This window comes from uncultured Tenacibaculum sp. (assembly GCF_947494125.1).
GTDB lineage: Bacteria > Bacteroidota > Bacteroidia > Flavobacteriales > Flavobacteriaceae > Polaribacter.
In genome coordinates this window covers 638,439-657,042 of sequence record NZ_CANLTU010000002.1, presented here as the reverse complement: position 1 = coordinate 657,042, position 18,604 = coordinate 638,439, and the positions used below count along the sequence as shown (strand labels likewise).

The following is an 18,604-nucleotide window of genomic DNA, read 5'->3' as shown; positions in this document are numbered from 1 at the left end:
ATGAAAATATTTAAAATTTTATCAGCATTATTACTGCTCTTATCAGTAACAACTTATGGACAATTGAAGATTGATGCAGAAGTACGTCCTCGTGCAGAATACAGACATGGTTTTAAAACTTTATTTCCTGATAATGCTAAAGCAGCATTATTCACGTCGCAAAGAACTCGTTTAAATTTTAATTATGGTATTGAAAAATTAAACTTTTATATAAGTGTTCAAGATGTTAGAGTATGGGGTGATGTTCCTCAATTAAATACTAGCGATGCTAACGGTCTTAGCTTGCATCAAGCTTGGGGAGAGTTATTATTGGACTCAAACTTCTCATTAAAACTAGGACGTCAGGAAGTTATTTATGATGATAGTAGAATGTTTGGTAATGTTGGTTGGGCCCAGCAAGCTAGAAGTCATGATTTAGCTTTGTTAAAGTATAGAAAAAATAAATTTAAATTAGATGTTGGTTTAGCTTTTAATCAATCAAAAGAAAACTTAATAGGTACTAATTTAACAACACCAAAAACCTATAAAGCAATGCAATATGCTTGGCTTCATAAAGATTTTGGGAATTTTTCAGGAAGCTTCTTGTTTTTAAATAACGGATTACAATCTTCTTCAGGTTTAAAGTATAGTCAAACTGTTGGTACACATTTAAAAGCTAAAAAGAACAACTTGAATTTATCTGCTAATTTATATTATCAATTTGGAAATGATATTAATGACAATGATTTAAGTGCGTATTTATTAGGTTTAGAATCTAACTATAAGCTTACTGATAAAACAACAGTTGGTTTAGGTGTAGAATTGCAGAGTGGTAACGATTACAATGCAGCTAGTGTAAAAAATAATGCTTTTAATCCTTTTTATGGAACAAATCATAAGTTTAATGGATTTATGGATTATTTCTATGTAGGAAATCATATAAATAGTGTAGGGTTATTAGATATTTATGCTAAAGCTAATTTTAAGTTGAATTCAAAATCTAAACTAACAGCTTTTGTACATAATTTTTCAGCAGCGGCAGATATTAATAGTACTGTTTCTAAACAGTTAGGTACAGAAGTAGATTTAGTATATGCATATAAGTTTACTAAAGAAATAGGTATTAAAGCTGGATACTCTCAATTATTTGCTTCAGATGGAATGAGAGCTTTAAAAGGGAATTTTGATAATACGAATAACTGGGGATGGGTAATGGTTACTATTAATCCTGTATTATTTAAATCTAAAAATAAGTAGTTATGCTAGTATCAAATGATAAAACAGTAGCAGATTACGTTACTGAAAATATTAAAGCTGCACATGTTTTTAAAAAGCATGGAATAGATTTTTGCTGTGGAGGCGCTATCTCTATAGAAAAAGCTTGTAAAAAAAATAATGTTGATCAAACAATCTTAGAAAAAGAACTTTCAGAAATTGATAAGGTTGTTGATACAATGAAAGATTTTGATAATTGGGGGCTAGATTTTTTAATGGTTTATATTGAAAATATCCATCATACTTATGTTAGAGAAAGCTTGCCTTTAATATCTCAATATGCAAATAAAGTAGCAAAAGTTCATGGACATCACTACGAAGAAGTTGTAAAAGTAAATAAGCTTTTTCATGAAGTTGCCAATGAGTTAATTTCTCATATGCAAAAAGAAGAACAAGTTTTATTTCCTTTTATAAAGGAACTAATTGATGCAAAAAAAGGAAATAAAGTATATGAAAAACCTCCATTTGGTACTGTAAACAATCCTATTAGAATGATGGAGAATGAGCATGAAAATGCAGGTAACACTTTAAAAGAGATATCTCGTTTAACAAATAATTATACACCTCCAGTTGGTGCTTGTAATACTTTTAAAGCTTTATATTCAAAATTAGAAGAATTTGAGCAAGATTTACATCAACATATACATTTAGAGAATAATATTTTACATCCTAAGGCTATTGTTATAGAAAAACAATTATCTAGTTAATTCTAATAGTTTTTAATAAAAAAGGGCATTCAGTAGAATGCTCTTTTTTATTTGTATTTTGATTTAAATATTAATGAAATCTTTCATAAGCTTCACGCTCTAACTCTTCTCTAAAATTAGGATGTGCTATAGATATTAAAGCTTTGGCTCTTTGCTTTAAACTTTTACCAAATAAATTAACAACTCCATACTCAGTTGCAACATAATGTACATGCGCTCTTGTAGTAGTAACTCCAGCTCCTTCTTTTAAAAATGGGGTTATTTTAGAAATTCCTTTGGCAGTAACCGAAGGCATAGCTATAATTGCTTTTCCTTCTTTTGATAAAGATGCACCTCTAATAAAATCCATCTGTCCACCAACTCCTGAATATTGATATTTACCAATAGTATCGGCACATACTTGCCCAGTGATGTCTATTTCTATAGCACTATTTATGGCTGTTACTTTTGGATTTTGTTTAATTATAGAGGTATCGTTTGTATAACCTGCTTCTTTAAAATGCACCAATGGGTTATCGTCAATAAAATCATATAGTTTTTGTGAACCTACAGCAAAACAAGTAACTATTTTTCCTGTTTTTATTTCTTTTTCTTCACCTGTTATAATTCCTTTTTCAACCAAAGGAAGAATCCCGTCAGAAAACATTTCTGTATGAATTCCTAATCGCTTATGGTTTGTTAGGTTGTGAAGTACTGCATTAGGAATATTTCCAATTCCCATTTGTAAAGTAGCACCGTCATCAATTAAACCAGCAACATGTTTTCCTATTTTTAACTCTATTTCTGAAGGAGTTCCTGAGATTGAACCATGAATTAATTCATCAGTTTCAATAGCATAATCTATCTTATTAATATGAATAATACCATCTCCATGTGTTCTTGGTACATTTGGGTTAATTTGTGCAATTACAGTTTTTGCTGTTTGTATTGCTGGCAAAGTAATATCCACAGAGACTCCTAAAGAACAGTACCCGTGTTTATCTGGAGGAGAAACCTGGATAAAAGCTACATCTAAAGGGTAAATATTACGTCTGAATAGCCAATGTATTTCACTTAAAAAAATAGGAACATAATCTCCATTATTAGTATTTACACCTTTTCTAACATTGTCTCCAACAAAACAACTAACCAACTTAAAAGAATCACTATAAGGTGCTTCTAAATATTTTGCTTTTCCATGCGTATGAATTTGAATAATTTCAACATTAGTTAATTCATTATAGCGTTCACATAAATTATCTATTAATACATTAGGAGTCATAGCCGCTCCTTGAAAAAATATTTTATCATTAGATTTTACAATTGAAACAGCTTCCTTAGCTGTAACAATTTTCATCATATCTATACTCATTGTTTTATTTATTTACTGCAAAGGTCAGTCGAAAGCATGTTGTATAAAATGATAAAAATCATGTTACTTATATAGATTGTTTTCAGCTGATATTCCGTATTTTTACAAGTATGTTAACCTCATTTAATTTCTTAGAAAAACACAGTAAAATTGCTTTAAGTTATTTTTTAATAATTGCTTTTTTAGGGGTTCTACTTCGTTTTTTTGCAGTTTTCGATTTACCTATTAATTATCGATTTATAGTACACACACACTCACATATAGCTCTATTAGGGTGGATATACATTGCAATAACAACACTCATTTTTAAAATGTATTTGTGTGAAATAAATATAAGAAATAAATACAAGAAAGTATTTTGGGCTACTCAATTAACAATCATTGGAATGTTAATTACATTTCCTTTTACTGGATATGCTTTGTTTTCTATTATTTTTTCTTCATTATTTTTAATAATCTCATATGTATTTGCTTACCTAATTTTTAAACATACTCCTAAAAAATATAAAGAAAGAAATTCTTACAAATGTATTCGTATTTCTTTATGGTATATGATTATTTCTAGTATTGGTCCATGGGCTTTAGGAATAATAATGAAAACTACTGGTAATGGTTCAGATTTATATAAAAATGCTATTTATTTTTACCTTCATTTTCAATATAATGGCTGGTTTATTTTAGCTTTATTAGGTATTCTATTATATATTTTTGAACAACAAAATATTAATATTACTAAAAGAATATTTAATCTCTTTTTTGGATTAATAAATATTGGAGTTGTATTAACATTTGGTATTTCATTATTATGGATGAAGCCTACTATTTTGATTTATATAGTTTCAGGTTTAGGAGCTTTTTTTCAAATAATTTCTTTCTTTTTTTTATTTAAAAGCTTCGTTGTTTTTAAAGCACAACTTGAAAATAGTTTTTCTAAAAAATTTATTCAATCATTAAAGTTGGTTGCTATTTTATTTTTATTAAAATTAATATTTCAATTATTAGGAGCAATCCCTTATGTAGCAAATGCTATAGCATCAAATATAAATTTAGTTATAGGCTATTTACATTGGACTTTTTTAGGTGTAGTAAGTATTAGTTTATTATTGTTTTTAAATAAATTTAAATTAATAGTGCTTTCAAAAAAAGCTATTATATTTTATTTAGCAGGTTTTCTTTTAACTGAAATCTTAATTTTTTATAAAGCTATAAGTGCCTGGTTTAATATATCTTTAATCGATAAATATTTTGAGTTTTTAATAATTGTTAGCTGTATATTTTTTCTAGCTATAGCATATATTTTTATAAATCAGTTTAAACGAAAATAATTAAAGATAAAAACATCTTTTTTATTACTTTTATCTAAAAAATATAGATGTTATCAAACGCTTGTAAATATGCTATTCGATCTGTTCTTTATTTAGCTATTCATAATGAAGAAAATAAAAGAGTAGGGGTAAAAAAAATTGCTGAAGGTTTAGAGGTTCCTCAACCTTTTTTATCTAAGTTACTACAGCAACTAACAAAAAGTAAATTAGTTTCTTCTTCTAAAGGGCCTACAGGTGGATTTTATTTAAATGAGGTTAATTTTAAAAATACTGTTTGGGATATTATAAAAAGCATTGATGGTACTGATAAATTTGATCAATGTTTTATGGGATTATCGTCTTGTGATGATAAGAATCCCTGTCCTGTACATTTTACTGTAGCTCCATTTAAAAAGAAATTAATGGATGATTTTAAAGATAAAACAATACAAGAATTTACGAAAGAGATAAAAGTTAAGGGTAGATATATTTCATTAAAAAAAATGGATTTTTAGGTTTATGAATTAAAAATCTTTGTTTTTTGATTTTGAAACTATTCTCCAAGTAGGTAAAACAATCCACAATACTAAAACACCACTAGATAATAACATTCCAAAGTTAGTGCCAAAAAACTTTTGAAATACAGCACCAGTATAGCCTAACAAAGCCGAAATATCTAGTTTTAGAAGTATTAATATTCTTGATAAATCAACAGGATTAAAGAGTGTAGCAAATAAAGAAAATTGATCTAATGGATATTCTTGAAATACCATTAAAGAAATTAAGAATAAGCCATCATAAATAACTGCTAAAAACAGCCAAAGTAAAATAGCATATCCAAATCCTTTTATTTTATTTTCATTGTTCAATCCAATATTAAATGCCAAAGCAACAAAAATAAAGGTTAAAAAAGCCCCTATAGCTAATAAAGAAATAAAATTAAATATTGCTGTTGATTGTATTACACCATATGCTAAAAATGGAATTCCTAAACCTAAAACTAAACTAAGAGATAATGATAATGAGACTCCAATATATTGGCCTAAAAAAATAGTGCTTCTTTTTAAAGGTTGCGCTAATAAAAGTTCGGTAAACTCTCGCGAATTATAGTAGTACATTATTCCAAAAATAGTACCTATTAAAGGAGTTAGTACAACAATAATATTCATTAATGTTATAACTGCTTTAGAAGTATCATTATTTAGAAATAACAATACAAAACCAATAACTAAATAAAAAAGAAAGTACACATAACTCCATCTACTTCTTAATAAATCCGAAAAACTATATTTTAATATTTTAAGCATACTCTGTAGTTAAAATGTTAGCTATTGCATGTTCTAAATCAGTTTGATTAGTTTGCTCTTTTAATTCATTAATTTTTCCTTTAAAATGAATATTTCCATCCAAAAGAAATACAATTTCGTCTGAAATTTCTTCAACAAAACTCATAATATGAGAAGTAATTAAAATGGTTTTCCCTTTTTGTTTTTCCCATCTAATAAGCTCTTTCAAATGAAGTAATGAAATAGGGTCTAGTCCAGTTGTAGGTTCGTCTAGTATAATTAGTTCACTATCAAACATAAAGGTTAGTACCAAATTTACTTTTTGTTTTGTACCTCCTGATAAATTTCCAAGTTTCTGCTTTAAAAAAGGCTGTAAACCAAAGAGTTCAATTAAGCCTGTATCGTTAGATTTTTTTATTCTAATATCTTTAATCATCTGAATTAATTCAGATACTGTAAGATTTTCAGGGAAATTAGCTATTTGTGGTAAGTAATTTATATTATTACGATATTCATGCTTTTTTAAAATATCAGTATCGTTAATTTTAATAATTCCTTTATCAGGAATAACCATACCTAAAATACTTTTTATTAACGTAGTTTTTCCTGAACCGTTTGGACCTAATATTGCAAAAATCCCTTTAGATTGTATTTCTAAATTTAACTCTTTTAATACAGTTACTTTACCAAAAGTTTTATGTAAATTTTTAATATCTATCATTGTATTTTATTCATTGAAGGTTCTTTATCTACTAAATCATCAGGGGTAAATGCTGGAGAAATTTTTTCAGAAAAATTAATAATATCTACAAATAAACTTCTCAATAAAACAATAGCTTCTGGAGTTCTGTTCACAACATAAGAAAAGAGTTTTACAGGCCTATAAGGTACATCTCCAATACCATTTTTATCTAAATCATATCCTGTATACGAACTCCAATAATTATTATTAAAACTATTATCATTTAGCTTACTGTTGTATGATAAATCAAAAGAATTGTTTAAGAAATTATTTTTTGAAAATTTATTTGCATAACAAGCTCCTGCTATTTTTAAAGCCCAGCCATTACTTGAAAAAGTGTTTTTTAAATAATTAATTCTTGTTGAACCTTCAATATTAATTGCAATTGTATTTTCTTGAAATGTGTTATTTATAATTTCAGCATCATAAATTTCCTTCAGTAATAATCCATATGAAGCGGTTCCCCAATTTTTTAAAAACGTGTTATTAGTCATTTTTATAAATTTAGAAAACATTACTGCTACTCCTGAACCATTATTTTGAAAAGTATTGTTATGATATTCATCATTATTAGAAAACATAAAGTGTAATCCGTAACGTAAATTTTTAAAACTTGTGTTATTGATAACTTTACTATGTGTTACAAATTCGAAATAAATACCATCTCTTAAATGATGTACTCTATTATTTTCTATAATAACATTTGAACTGTGCCACATATGAATGCCATTTCCAGATCCAGCTTCTTCTTTAGCTTCACTAGATATATGGTTGTTTTTAATAAAACCATGATGTGATTTTTCTACTAAAATTCCAAAAAAAACAGTTTTTAAACGAACATTCTCTATTTTAAAATGCTTACTTCTTGATATATAGATAGCAGCGAAGTCTTTCGTATAACTTTTCCCTACATTTTTTAAGGTAATTCCATTAATAACAACACTATCTGATGCTATTTTAAGAATATATCCTTTTTTATTACCATCAATAATAGCATCTCTTGTTCCTATAATTGTTAATGGTTTATTTATAAGAATATCATACTCATTGTACACACCTTTTTCTAAAAAAATAGAATCGTGTTTAGAAGCAATATTAATAGCTTCTTTTATAGTTTTAATACTACAATCAGAACAAACTTTTAATTGTTGTGCGCTTACAAATGCTCCTATAAATAGAAACGTTAAAGTGATTATATAATATTTAATTTTTAATACCATTTAAAATAATAAACCAGTTCTTAAACTTACTCCGATCAAAACAAATGCAATACTTATTAATGTAACCAAAATTATATGAATAGCTAATGGTTTTAATTTTCTTTGAGGAATTAAAAAAATCGCGCATGAATTGCTAAAATTAAAGTAGCTAATAATAAAAGTAATTTTAGCATTAAATGTTTAGGGAAATGTACTTGAAAAGTAAACCAATCAGAAAAAACAGGAACTCTAATAAAAGCAAGAGTAAGTCCGCTTATTACTGATATTAATAAAGCAGGAAGTCCAATTGGTTCATATGCTTTTTTAAAATACTCAATAATTGAAAAATTATCTTTCTTTAATGCTTTAGGTAAAAATCGAATAGCTAAAATTAAATGACCTCCAACCCAAATTGTTGCAGCAATAATATGTACAAAAATTAATAGAGGATACATTTTTTATGCTTTAAATTGAATATTTAATACCTAATTGAAATGATAAATCTTCATCCATTAGCACTCCATTATAGTTTTCATAAATAGGTGCACCAGCTTCAATACCAACTCTAAAGTTCTTAAAACTAGAATTTTGATTGAATATAAAATTAAATCCTAAGAATGATTTTACTTTTTTACCACCATAATTATTCGTATTAGCTGTAGGAACCATCATTGGATTTAATTGTGCATCATTTCCTGATATTTTTCCTTGTGAAACACCTAAAACTCTTCCAGAAACACTTATCCAATCAGCAATTTTATAAGCTCCCCAAAAATTAATTTGTTGTGAATTTCCTAATCTATAATTTTCACTATTTGTTCCAGTTCTAAAAGTAAATAAAGGTTGAATTCCCCAAGAAATATATTCTGTATTTCCTTTGTAAGTAGCACCTAATGTAATGTCATACGTTCCAGAGCCCAATTGCATCGCATATGGTAATTTTGCATTTAGCATCATTGGAGTGTCATCTTTTTGTTTAATGCTCCCTAAAGGTATATTTAATGTACCATTCAAGTGAATAGAAGTATTTTCTGTAGTATAAATACTATATAAAGCCCCAAGTTTTAAATCACCAAATCCAGAAGAACTTGTAGAGAAATCTCTAAACATAGTTGTACCACCCATCATCATACGAGCTTTTAAATTCATTTTATTTCTAACAAAATTCTGCATTAACATAAGCGTTAATTTATTAGAAGGAGCATACATAACTCCTAACATATACATATCCATACTCATGTTCTGAGGTGCTACCATATAAGTATTAAAAATAGAAGTATTATTTATAGAAGAAGATCCTGAACGATTACCATTCATCTCCATTTTCATATAACGTAATGATACCATAATTCCACTTTTTTCATGTAAGTGATCTCCCATTACGCCAATTGGAGCATGAGCGTCAGGTCTATTATGGTGATGATGATTATGCTCTACATTACTAAGTTTATTAGCTTTAAAGTTTTCTTTAATTTCTTGCCATGTATATAATTTCCCTTTTTTATTCTTTTGAATTAATTCAGCTTCATTTTTAGTTTTAAAAGCCGATAAATTTGCACCCATTGGACTTTTAATTCTATTGCTAATTAAATAAGTAGCAGTCTTAGCATTTACTTGTTTTCCGCTTTTATAATCGGCAACTGTAAGATTAGAATAAGTTGTTTCTTTTGTACTATTTAAATAATTTAATAAACACTCAATAGCATCAAAATTTAATGTTTTTTGTGAATCAGTTGTTAATTGTGCATTATGTAATTTATCTTTAATTACCATATTACAATGAATGCACTGATTTGATGTATGCTTATTTTGAGATATTGCTATTTTATTTAAAAATAAGACAGCAATTATACTTAACAAATAATATTTTGTTTTCATTTTTTGATTGATTTAATCTTTGAAATCAGTAGTAAGTTTATTTTTATTTTAATTAAAACGCTTTTTAATAGCTTTCCAATTAAATAAATCACCTTGATTTGTTTCAGCTTCATTATCAGATGCATATGCCGATAAGTAAGCACCCATTGGGCTTTTAATTTGTTTACTTATTAGGTAAACCGCGTTAGTAGCGTTAATTAGTTTTTCAGGCCTTGTATAATCTGTAACAAGAATATGAGCTAATGAAGTTTCTTTTTTATCTTTTATATCATTTAGCATACATTCTATGGCATCATATTTAGATGCTCTACCTTTTTTTGTTACAATTTGAGCAGCAAACTTCTTTTCTACAATTGTCATTTTACAAAAGCTGCATGCATCTTTTCCGTATTCTATTTTTTGTGGCTCAATAGCACAACCACTTAATAAAATAATAGTTAGTAATAGAATAAAAGGTTTTGCATAGTTCATACTAATTATTTTTAGATTGTTTTTTCCCCATAAAAAAGGCCGATAGTGTTAATAGCATACCTACAAACATAAAATAAGCGCCTAGTTTAGGATATGAATGTGCTGTAAAGTTTAAAATATCTTTGGTTCCAAATAAAGGAGGTTGAAAACCCATAACAGATCCATCTGGATTGGTAAACTTCATAATAGCTTTAGGATCTAAATTATGTCCATAATTATGTTCCCATAAATAAAAATCATACATACCAGCAATACCTAAAATAGTCATAAGTATAAACCAGCCTAAATACCATTTGTAATTCGATTTAAAACCTATAAACACACCTAGTAAAACCATTATTCCTATTGCTAAAGGGAAAATTTTAAATTCAGGAATTGTTTTTGGAATGTATTGCATACCTACATAATGATTCATTAAATTGATATTTTTAATATCAAATTCATTGGTGTCGGCAAATTTATTAATATGAATATCCATTCCAAGTGGAGTAGGGTACTGTGGGGCTTCTAAGGTAATATTCCATAAAGGAAATATAAAGAGACCTAATAATAATAAAGAACCTACTATCATTGTAATTTTGGACTGTTTCATCTTTGTATTTTTTAATTTTGATTAAAGGCTGCTTGATATAACTTATTCAATCTTACAATTCAAGCAGCCAATCAATCAAAAAATTAATTATTCACCATCTAAAGACCAGGATAGTTTAATTGTAGAGTTTTTAGGGGAAACTCTAACATAACCTTGCATTTCTTGATGTAAAGCTGAACAAAAATCTGTACAGTAAAATGGCCAAACACCAACTTGTTTTGGTTCCCATACAAATGTTTCTGTTTGTCCAGGCATAATTAATAACTCTGAAGTGTTAGCACCAATCATGCTTACTCCATGGGGAACATCGTAATCTTGTTCTAAATTAGTTACATGAAAGTATACTTTGTCACCAACTTTAATACCTTCAATATTATCAGGAGCAAAGTGGCTACGAATCATGGTCATATATACATGTACATTATTACCTTCTCTAACTACTTTGGCGTCAGATTCACTTTTTGTAACAAAAGGATGCTTATTATCTTCTAATTTGAAAAACTTCTTAGAGTTAGCTTTTATTAAATCTGCAGGAATACCAGCAGCATAATGAGGCTCTCCAACTGTTGGAAAATCTAATAATAACTCCATTTTTTCTCCAGAAATATCATATAGTTGTGCTGATTGTGTTACCTCAGGTCCAGTAGGTAAGTAACGATCTTTAGTTATTTTATTCATAACTAAAACATATTTACCAAATGGCTTTGCCGAGTTTCCTCCAGGTACCATTAAGTGTCCAGGAGAGTAAAATGTTTTCTTTCTATCTATAACTTCCCACGTTCCTAATTTCCATTTTACTACTTCAGAAGAAATAAAGAATGTTGTATATGCATTTCCTTTATCATCAAATTCAGTATGTAAAGGCCCTAAACCAGCCTGTTTAACGCTACCTGCATTAATTGCTTCGAAATTAAGAATTGGAATTCCGTATGCATCGCCATCAAAAGATTTATCTTCAATAGCTTTTATCATTTTAGAGTATGAATGCACTGTTAAATCTGCTGATAATTTTCCTGAACCAACAATATACTCACCACTAGGACTCACATCACATCCGTGAGGAGATTTTGGTGTTGGTAAAAAATAAATTGCTCCTGGAACTTCAGATGGATCAACAACTAATACTTCTTTTTTCATTGTTGAAGTTGCAGAATGTGTATGTTCATCATATACATTATGTGCATAATTTGCTGGCATCTTTTTTCCACCTCCATTTTTCACATATTCTGCTACTTTTTTCCAGTTTACAGCTGTAATAAAATCTTTATCATTTTGAGAAGCATTAACTTCTAATAATGTATTTGCTTCTTCAGTATTATAGGTTGTAAAGAAAAACCAATCGCTAGATTCACCTCTACCTGGATGCGCCTTATCATAATCGAAACCTGGCATTAGAATTTGAAAATCAATTTCCATTCCTCCATCTTTAGGATCTACTTTAATAAAAGATAGCGCACCTTTAAAATTCCCTTTGTATTCATTAATTGGCATATCTCTCTGCGGAACTGGTATAGCAAAACGAGTACCTGCAACTACATATTCTGTATTTTCTGTTACATATGAAGAACTATGATTTCCGGCTGTATTAGGAATCTCAATAATCTCTGTAGTTTCAAAAGTTGTCAAATCAATTTTAGCAATACGTGGTGTATTGTTTCCGTTAATAAATACATAACGACCATCTAATACTCCATTTGTTTGAGAAATATCTGGGTGATGGGCATCATCCCAAGGAATAAACCCGTGAGAAGTGTTTAACATTGGTTTCGTTTCTTCGTTAAATCCATATGCCTTTTCTGCATCCACAGAAAATACTGGAATTACTTTAAATAACCTTCCAGAAGGCAATCCATACACTGCTAATTGTCCACTAAATCCACCAGAAACAAATGCATAAAACTCATCATGTTCACCAGGAGCTACATATACTTTCTCTGCATTATTACTAGATAAAACACCTTTTTTAGTTCCGTTTTTATTATTATTATTATTATTATTATTATTATTTCCGCAACTTGTTAGAAACAGTGATACCGAGAATAGTGCAAGAAATATCTTTATTGTTGTTTTCATAAATTCTTGATTTTTGATTGTTATAATGTTCTAAAATATTCTAGTACGGCTCTTGTTTCCTCTTTACTCAAGTTTTGATTAGCCATAGGAGAACCATTAAACTTTATTAATAATTCTTTTGCTATAGGATCTTTTTGAACCATTTCTTCTGGATTCATAATCATATTCATTACCCATTCAGGAGAACGTCTATCTAAAATACCAGTTGGATTAGGACCTATAAATTTTCTATTTACTCTATGACATGATGAACATTTATTTTTAAATAAAAGTTTACCTTCTTCTGCCATAGAAGAGTTAATTGTTGCAGCTATTTCTACAGATTTTATTGGACCAATTCCTTTATTATTTAAATCTATTGTTCCACTTTCTGAAGCTTTTTTCGCAACTTTTTTTATAGGTTCTTTCTTTACAACTGCTTTTTTTACGGCTTCTTTTTTTACTGTTGAAGAATTATAAGAAGGCTTCTTTTTATCATTGCCGCCACAGCTTATAAATGCTACAATTATTATTGCTGTTAGTAGGTTTTGTAATTTCATTTTCTAAATTGATTTTTGCTATTAGTTATCTTTTGGTACAAGTACATCTCCAATTACATGAACCCATCCATTACTTACTTTTACCGATTTTAAAATTTTTGTACCTCCTACATACAAATCATTTCCTTCCTTTGTAACATTTAAATATTTTCCAGAAGCCATATATAGCTTTCTGTTTTTTCTAACATTTTTCTCTAATGTTTTAACAGGGAAATTAGCTGGAGCTACATGGTTTTTTAAAATAAAAGCGAGTTGAGATTTGTTTTCTGGTTTTAATAATGTTTCAACAGTTCCTTTAGGAAGTTTATCGAAAGCTGTATTAACTGGAGCAAAAACTGTTAAAGGACCTGCATTAACAAGAGCATCTTCTACACTTGCTGCTTCTATTGCAACAACTAAAGTTTTAAAGTCGTCTAATGATTTTGCAACTTGTAAAGCATTAGCTTCAGAATCTTTATCAATAACCGAAGCTTGTCCTTTATGAATAGTTTCTGTAGTCTTAGGTGTTTCTTCTACACTTTCTTTTTTAGCCTCTTTACAAGAGAAAAAAGTTAGTAATAGTATTAATGATATTATTGGAATTTTTATTTTCATCTATGAAAGATTTAAAATTTTATACAAATTTATAGAGGTATTTTAAAGTAAAATATGATTAATATCATATTAAAAGACTTTTTTATCTTTTTTGTAAAAAAAATTAATCTATTTCAGATAATTTTTTCACTTGTTTATCTAAATATTTCCAGCAATTGTAATTAATAGTATCAAACATTTCAATCATCTTAATACCATAAGGGGTAAGCTTAGTGCCACCACCAGAGCTACCTCCAACACTTTTTATAACAATTGGTTTATCATTAGATTTATTTACAGAATCAATTAAATTCCATGCTTTTTTATAAGACATACCTAATTCTTTAGCAGATTTAGATATAGAATGAGTCTTATTAATTGATTTTAATAACTTAATCCTACCTTCTCCTAAAAACATTTTATCGCCTGCTTCAATCCATATTCTACTCTTAATTTTATATGTCATATTCAAATGTTTAATTAGTCAAAACTATTTAATATGGCCAATAACAACTATGATATATATCACCCTTACTTATTCTTATTTATACTAAAAATAAATTAGCAGTTTAAAGTGCTTTTTCCTTATTTCTAAGTACTTGTAATTTAAGATTATGAAAGAGTTTCGTTATATTTATAGAGATATAACGATTTGATAAACTGTAAATTATGATAAATATCATGTGAATCCTCTTTCATATTTATGTAATTTGTTTAACAATTAAAGACCTATTTTTCTATGCCTATTAAAAGTTATTTAGCACATCCGTTTGAAGGAAAAAAAGAAGAACTTCAACAAGAAATTTCTCTTTTAAATGGCTGTGAAATAATACCTGCTGAAAATCAAAATGTTCTTGTTCTTGTTACAGAAACAATAGATGATGCAGAAGACAAAAAATTAAAAGAAACTATAGAAACCATAAAGAGTTTAAAATTACTAGCCTTGGTTTCTGGATTTAATACACCAATAAAATAAATAAAATATGAGCGCTTCATTATCTAGTAGACGAAGTTTTATTAAAAAAATGGCTGCTACAGCAGCAATGACAGCTGCAGCGACTATGTTTCCAGGAATCATTTTTGCTAGCGAACAATTAGCAGGAATACCAGAAGGAAATTTAGATTGGAAAAAAGGACCTTGTCGTTTTTGCGGTGTAGGTTGCGGAATTTTAGTCGGGGTAGAAAACGGAAAAGCAGTTGCTGTTAAAGGTGATCCAAATTCTTCAGTAAATAAAGGATTACTTTGTGTAAAAGGATATCATCAAATAATGTGTATCCAATCAAAAGATAGATTAGAATATGCTTTGGTTAAAGAAAACGGAAAGTATGTTAAAACACCAATAAATGAAGCTTTAGATATAGTAGCTAACAAAATGAAAGAAACCATTGAAAAACATGGAAAAGATTCAGTAGCTATGTATACTTCAGGGCAATCAACTATACCAGAAGGTTATGTTGCTTCTAAATTTATGAAAGGTGCTATTGGTACTAATAATTTAGATTGTAACGCTCGTTTATGTATGGCAAGTGCAGTAGCTGGTTTCTTAACTTCGTTTGGTGCAGATGAACCAATGGGATGTTATGAAGATTTTGATCACGCAGATTACTACATAACTTGGGGAAATAATATGGCGGAAATGCACCCAGTATTATTTTCTAGAATGCTAGAGCAAAAAAACACAAGAGGAGCTAAAATTATTGATTTTGCAACCAGAACAACACGTTCAAGTATGGCAGCAAATAAATCAATCTTATTTGAGCCTCAAACAGATTTAGCAGTAGGTAATGCTATTTGTTATGAAATAATTAATAATGGTTGGGTAAATAAATCTTTTGTTGAAAAGTACTGTAACTTTAGTAAAGGACTTACTAATATGGGGTATGGTTTAGAAGATAAATATAAATTTAAAGATAAACCAACAAAAATAAACTTTGATGAATACAAAGCCTTTTTAGAAGATTATTCTCCAGAGAAAGTATCAAAATTAACGAAGGTTTCAGTAAAAGATATCAAGTATTTAGCAGCTATATATGGTGATCCAAACAAAAAAGTAATGTCACTTTGGTGTATGGGTGTTAATCAACATACAAGAGGTACATGGATGAACAATATTATTTATAATATTCACCTATTAACAGGAAAAATATCACAACCAGGTAATAGTCCTTTTTCATTAACAGGACAACCATCAGCTTGTGGTACAGCTCGTGAAGTAGGAACATTTACACACAAATTACCAAAAGGAGTGGTAATGAATCCAAAACATAGAGCTAAAGCCGCAAAGATTTGGAAAGTTCCTGTAGAAAAAATACCATCAAAACCAACGTATCATGCAACTGAAATGTTTAGAGCTGTTGATAGGGGGGATATTAAATTTATTTGGACACAAGCTGTAAATCCATTAGTGTCATTACCAAGAACAAGTAGATTCCGTCCAGGAATGGAAAAAGAATCATGTTTTGTGGTTGTTTCTGATGTATTTCCAACTCCAACCTCAGATGTTGCTGATGTTATTTTACCTGCATCTTGGCATATAGAAAAATCTGGATTGTATGGGAATTCTGAAAGAAGAACACAGCACTGGAATAAAATGGTGGAAGGGCCAGGAGAAACAACACCTGATGCGTGGATGTTTATTGAAGTAGCAAAACGTATGGGGTATGGAGATTTATTCCCGTATTCAAAAGAAAATCACGTAGAAGAAATTTATAATGAATATCGACAGTTCCATGCAGGAAAAAAGCACAATATGGCACCACTTGAAGTTCTTAAAAAAGAATCTGGAGCTATATGGCCATATGTAGATGGGAAATCAACACAGTGGCGTTTTAATTCTAAATACGATCCTGCATGTACTAATGGAGAAGAATTTCATTTTTATGGAAAACCAGATGGTAAAGCAGTTATATGGCAACGCCCATATGAACCAGCTCCAGAAGTACCAGATAATGAATATCCGTTTTGGTTAAATACAGGTCGTGTAATTGAGCATTGGCACACAGGTTCTATGACACGTAGAATACCTGTTTTACACAAAGCAATGCCACATGCTTATGTTGAATTTCATCCAGATGATGCAAAAGCATTAGGTATTAGAAACGGTGAAAATGTTAAAGTTTCTTCTCGTAGAGGATCATGTGTTTTACCTGCATCTATAAACGAAAGAGGTTTACCTACAAAAGGACAAGTATTTGTACCATTTTTTGATGAAAACATGTTAATTAACGATGTTACTTTAGACGCTTTTTGTCCAATTTCTAAAGAACCAGATTACAAAAAGTGTGCAGTTAAAGTAGAAAAAGCATAAAATCATGAGAAAACGACTCGGTATTATATCTTTATTTGTAATTCTATTTATTGCTTTTATAACAATATGGAACTACAGCTATCAGACAGGGAAAGAGGATGCATATATCCCTGTAAAAAAGGATAAAACAATTCCTGTTATTCCTTTAGAAAAAGGTGTTTTTAAACGTTCAGAACATGCTTTAGATTATAGTAAAATGCCTGTAGATGAAACACATCAACGAAGCATAGAAACATATCATAAAAACAGAGCTTTTTATGGAGCTCCGCCAAGTATTCCTCATGAGGTAAAAAATGAGAGAAATATGGGAGACAATAGCTGCTTAAAATGTCATGAAAATGGAGGTTATGTAGAAAAATTTGAAGCATATACACCTGTTACGCCACACCCAGAGATGGTAAACTGTCGTCAATGTCATGTACCACAAAAAAGTAAATCATTATTTGTAGCTAACAGTTTTAAGAAAGGAACCATTCCTGCTGTTGGAAATAATAACGCTTTATTGGGAAGCCCACCGGCAATTCCGCATCAATTACAAATGAGAGAAAATTGTTTGTCTTGTCATGCAGGGCCAAGTGCACCTAAAGAAATTAGAGTGTCTCACCCAGAAAGAGTTAACTGTCGTCAATGCCATGTTCCTAGCAATAAAGTAACCGGAGATATAGGTTCTTTTATCAGAAAAATTGAAAACTAATGAAAATACACCGTTACATATACAGTATTAGTTATTACTTATTAATAGCTTTTTTAATAACTTCTTGTAAGCATGATAAAGAGCACGAATATCATACTGTTACAGATAAAATTGAAGCAAAAAGTAAAAACTACAAAGGAATTAAAACAAGTTCAGACACCTATATTGATGGAATGAATTTATTAGAGGTAACTGAAAATGAAATTACTTTTTTGATTCCTAATAGAAAAGATGAAATTAAATCTTTTAAATGTACAGAATGTCATACCAAACCTTTAGCTGAAATGCAAAGTAAGGATATAAAAAAGGCACACTGGAACATAAAATTAAAACATGCAGATGTAAATACTATGAACTGTGTTACTTGCCATAACAGCAACAATATGGATAATCTAAAAAGTATTACGGGGCATGATATAGATTTTAATAAAAGTTATAAATTATGTAGTCAATGTCATCAAAAACAATACAAAGATTGGACAGGTGGAGCGCATGGAAAAAAATTAGAGAGTTGGGCAAAACCAAGAGCTTCTATGACCTGTGTAAACTGTCATAATCCACACTCACCAAGTTTTAAGACTAAGTGGCCAGCAAGATTTAATACTCAAAAAGTTAAAGAACGTAAATAGTTTA

General features: G+C 29.1%; 20 protein-coding genes. 8 read left to right on the top strand and 12 right to left on the bottom strand.

What is annotated here, in order from left to right:
• Nucleotides 1-1,236 (top strand): alginate export family protein, encoded by a 1,236-nt coding sequence (locus Q0881_RS06630; protein ID WP_299157995.1) that lies wholly within the window; start codon nt 1-3, stop codon nt 1,234-1,236.
• A gap of 2 nt (nt 1,237-1,238) precedes the next feature.
• A complete protein-coding gene (ric, locus tag Q0881_RS06625) occupies nt 1,239-1,961 on the top strand; it encodes an iron-sulfur cluster repair di-iron protein (protein WP_299157994.1) in 723 nt (240 codons plus the stop codon).
• A 70-nt stretch (nt 1,962-2,031) separates the two neighbouring features.
• Here ric and Q0881_RS06620 read toward each other — a convergent pair whose 3' ends face one another.
• On the bottom strand, nt 2,032-3,312 hold the full coding sequence (locus tag Q0881_RS06620) for an acetyl-CoA hydrolase/transferase C-terminal domain-containing protein (protein ID WP_299157992.1): 1,281 nt from the start codon (nt 3,310-3,312) through the stop codon (nt 2,032-2,034).
• A gap of 110 nt (nt 3,313-3,422) precedes the next feature.
• On the opposite strand from Q0881_RS06620, the gene Q0881_RS06615 reads away from it, so the two are divergent.
• Together Q0881_RS06615 and Q0881_RS06610 are read left to right on the top strand one after the other, a co-directional pair.
• Nucleotides 3,423-4,637 carry a hypothetical protein gene (locus Q0881_RS06615; protein ID WP_299157990.1) on the top strand — a complete coding sequence of 405 codons (1,215 nt, stop codon included), beginning with the start codon at nt 3,423-3,425 and terminating at the stop codon, nt 4,635-4,637.
• A gap of 47 nt (nt 4,638-4,684) precedes the next feature.
• Complete coding sequence (locus Q0881_RS06610; protein WP_299157989.1) at nt 4,685-5,131, top strand: Rrf2 family transcriptional regulator; 447 nt, start codon at nt 4,685-4,687, stop codon at nt 5,129-5,131.
• A 9-nt stretch (nt 5,132-5,140) separates the two neighbouring features.
• Here the strand turns inward: Q0881_RS06610 and Q0881_RS06605 are convergent, their stop codons facing one another.
• From Q0881_RS06605 to Q0881_RS06555, 11 genes are all read right to left on the bottom strand, one after another.
• Complete coding sequence (locus tag Q0881_RS06605; RefSeq protein ID WP_299157987.1) at nt 5,141-5,923, bottom strand: ABC transporter permease; 783 nt, start codon at nt 5,921-5,923, stop codon at nt 5,141-5,143.
• Nucleotides 5,916-6,623: an ABC transporter ATP-binding protein gene (locus Q0881_RS06600; protein ID WP_299157984.1), complete on the bottom strand. Its 708-nt coding sequence runs from the start codon at nt 6,621-6,623 to the stop codon at nt 5,916-5,918. Before Q0881_RS06600 ends, Q0881_RS06605 begins: the two co-directional genes overlap by 8 nt.
• A complete protein-coding gene (locus tag Q0881_RS06595; RefSeq protein ID WP_299157982.1) occupies nt 6,620-7,864 on the bottom strand; it encodes a nitrous oxide reductase family maturation protein NosD in 1,245 nt (414 codons plus the stop codon). Before Q0881_RS06595 ends, Q0881_RS06600 begins: the two co-directional genes overlap by 4 nt.
• A gap of 110 nt (nt 7,865-7,974) precedes the next feature.
• Nucleotides 7,975-8,298: a copper resistance protein CopD gene (locus Q0881_RS06590; protein ID WP_299157980.1), complete on the bottom strand. Its 324-nt coding sequence runs from the start codon at nt 8,296-8,298 to the stop codon at nt 7,975-7,977.
• 10 nt (nt 8,299-8,308) lie between these two features.
• A complete protein-coding gene (locus tag Q0881_RS06585) occupies nt 8,309-9,721 on the bottom strand; it encodes a nitrous oxide reductase accessory protein NosL (RefSeq protein ID WP_299157978.1) in 1,413 nt (470 codons plus the stop codon).
• 48 nt (nt 9,722-9,769) lie between these two features.
• A complete protein-coding gene (locus Q0881_RS06580) occupies nt 9,770-10,192 on the bottom strand; it encodes a nitrous oxide reductase accessory protein NosL (RefSeq protein WP_299157975.1) in 423 nt (140 codons plus the stop codon).
• 1 nt (nt 10,193) lies between these two features.
• Nucleotides 10,194-10,784, bottom strand: a complete 591-nt coding sequence (locus Q0881_RS06575) for a hypothetical protein (protein ID WP_299157972.1) — start codon at nt 10,782-10,784, stop codon at nt 10,194-10,196.
• 87 nt (nt 10,785-10,871) lie between these two features.
• A complete protein-coding gene (nosZ, locus tag Q0881_RS06570; protein WP_299157969.1) occupies nt 10,872-12,857 on the bottom strand; it encodes a Sec-dependent nitrous-oxide reductase in 1,986 nt (661 codons plus the stop codon).
• 20 nt (nt 12,858-12,877) lie between these two features.
• Nucleotides 12,878-13,396, bottom strand: a complete 519-nt coding sequence (locus tag Q0881_RS06565; RefSeq protein WP_299157967.1) for a cytochrome c — start codon at nt 13,394-13,396, stop codon at nt 12,878-12,880.
• Nucleotides 13,397-13,417: 21 nt separating this feature from the next.
• Nucleotides 13,418-13,990: a fasciclin domain-containing protein gene (locus Q0881_RS06560; RefSeq protein WP_299157964.1), complete on the bottom strand. Its 573-nt coding sequence runs from the start codon at nt 13,988-13,990 to the stop codon at nt 13,418-13,420.
• Between the two features lie 103 nt (nt 13,991-14,093).
• Nucleotides 14,094-14,435 carry a LysR family transcriptional regulator gene (locus tag Q0881_RS06555; RefSeq protein WP_299157962.1) on the bottom strand — a complete coding sequence of 114 codons (342 nt, stop codon included), beginning with the start codon at nt 14,433-14,435 and terminating at the stop codon, nt 14,094-14,096.
• Nucleotides 14,436-14,708: 273 nt separating this feature from the next.
• Between Q0881_RS06555 and Q0881_RS06550 the strand changes: the two genes are divergently transcribed.
• The 4 genes from Q0881_RS06550 to Q0881_RS06535 are packed head-to-tail and all read left to right on the top strand — an operon-like array spanning nt 14,709 to nt 18,600.
• Nucleotides 14,709-14,945, top strand: a complete 237-nt coding sequence (locus tag Q0881_RS06550; RefSeq protein WP_299157959.1) for a hypothetical protein — start codon at nt 14,709-14,711, stop codon at nt 14,943-14,945.
• 7 nt (nt 14,946-14,952) lie between these two features.
• Complete coding sequence (locus tag Q0881_RS06545; protein WP_299157957.1) at nt 14,953-17,277, top strand: molybdopterin-dependent oxidoreductase; 2,325 nt, start codon at nt 14,953-14,955, stop codon at nt 17,275-17,277.
• A 4-nt stretch (nt 17,278-17,281) separates the two neighbouring features.
• Nucleotides 17,282-17,971 carry a nitrate reductase cytochrome c-type subunit gene (locus tag Q0881_RS06540; protein ID WP_299157954.1) on the top strand — a complete coding sequence of 230 codons (690 nt, stop codon included), beginning with the start codon at nt 17,282-17,284 and terminating at the stop codon, nt 17,969-17,971.
• On the top strand, nt 17,971-18,600 hold the full coding sequence (locus Q0881_RS06535; protein ID WP_299157951.1) for a cytochrome c3 family protein: 630 nt from the start codon (nt 17,971-17,973) through the stop codon (nt 18,598-18,600). The genes Q0881_RS06540 and Q0881_RS06535 overlap by 1 nt, the downstream gene beginning before the upstream one ends.
• Nucleotides 18,601-18,604 lie beyond the last annotated feature (4 nt).

Excerpts from the sequence above, each read along its gene's own strand:
- Q0881_RS06630 (WP_299157995.1), top strand. The coding sequence starts at position 1 with ATGAAAATATTTAAAATTTTATCAGCATTATTACTGCTCTTATCAGTA.
- ric (WP_299157994.1), top strand. The coding sequence starts at position 1,239 with ATGCTAGTATCAAATGATAAAACAGTAGCAGATTACGTTACTGAAAAT.
- Q0881_RS06620 (WP_299157992.1), bottom strand. The coding sequence starts at position 3,312 with ATGAGTATAGATATGATGAAAATTGTTACAGCTAAGGAAGCTGTTTCA.
- Q0881_RS06615 (WP_299157990.1), top strand. The coding sequence starts at position 3,423 with ATGTTAACCTCATTTAATTTCTTAGAAAAACACAGTAAAATTGCTTTA.
- Q0881_RS06610 (WP_299157989.1), top strand. The coding sequence starts at position 4,685 with ATGTTATCAAACGCTTGTAAATATGCTATTCGATCTGTTCTTTATTTA.
- Q0881_RS06605 (WP_299157987.1), bottom strand. The coding sequence starts at position 5,923 with ATGCTTAAAATATTAAAATATAGTTTTTCGGATTTATTAAGAAGTAGA.
- Q0881_RS06600 (WP_299157984.1), bottom strand. The coding sequence starts at position 6,623 with ATGATAGATATTAAAAATTTACATAAAACTTTTGGTAAAGTAACTGTA.
- Q0881_RS06595 (WP_299157982.1), bottom strand. The coding sequence starts at position 7,864 with ATGGTATTAAAAATTAAATATTATATAATCACTTTAACGTTTCTATTT.
- Q0881_RS06590 (WP_299157980.1), bottom strand. The coding sequence starts at position 8,298 with ATGTATCCTCTATTAATTTTTGTACATATTATTGCTGCAACAATTTGG.
- Q0881_RS06585 (WP_299157978.1), bottom strand. The coding sequence starts at position 9,721 with ATGAAAACAAAATATTATTTGTTAAGTATAATTGCTGTCTTATTTTTA.
- Q0881_RS06580 (WP_299157975.1), bottom strand. The coding sequence starts at position 10,192 with ATGAACTATGCAAAACCTTTTATTCTATTACTAACTATTATTTTATTA.
- Q0881_RS06575 (WP_299157972.1), bottom strand. The coding sequence starts at position 10,784 with ATGAAACAGTCCAAAATTACAATGATAGTAGGTTCTTTATTATTATTA.
- nosZ (WP_299157969.1), bottom strand. The coding sequence starts at position 12,857 with ATGAAAACAACAATAAAGATATTTCTTGCACTATTCTCGGTATCACTG.
- Q0881_RS06565 (WP_299157967.1), bottom strand. The coding sequence starts at position 13,396 with ATGAAATTACAAAACCTACTAACAGCAATAATAATTGTAGCATTTATA.
- Q0881_RS06560 (WP_299157964.1), bottom strand. The coding sequence starts at position 13,990 with ATGAAAATAAAAATTCCAATAATATCATTAATACTATTACTAACTTTT.
- Q0881_RS06555 (WP_299157962.1), bottom strand. The coding sequence starts at position 14,435 with ATGACATATAAAATTAAGAGTAGAATATGGATTGAAGCAGGCGATAAA.
- Q0881_RS06550 (WP_299157959.1), top strand. The coding sequence starts at position 14,709 with ATGCCTATTAAAAGTTATTTAGCACATCCGTTTGAAGGAAAAAAAGAA.
- Q0881_RS06545 (WP_299157957.1), top strand. The coding sequence starts at position 14,953 with ATGAGCGCTTCATTATCTAGTAGACGAAGTTTTATTAAAAAAATGGCT.
- Q0881_RS06540 (WP_299157954.1), top strand. The coding sequence starts at position 17,282 with ATGAGAAAACGACTCGGTATTATATCTTTATTTGTAATTCTATTTATT.
- Q0881_RS06535 (WP_299157951.1), top strand. The coding sequence starts at position 17,971 with ATGAAAATACACCGTTACATATACAGTATTAGTTATTACTTATTAATA.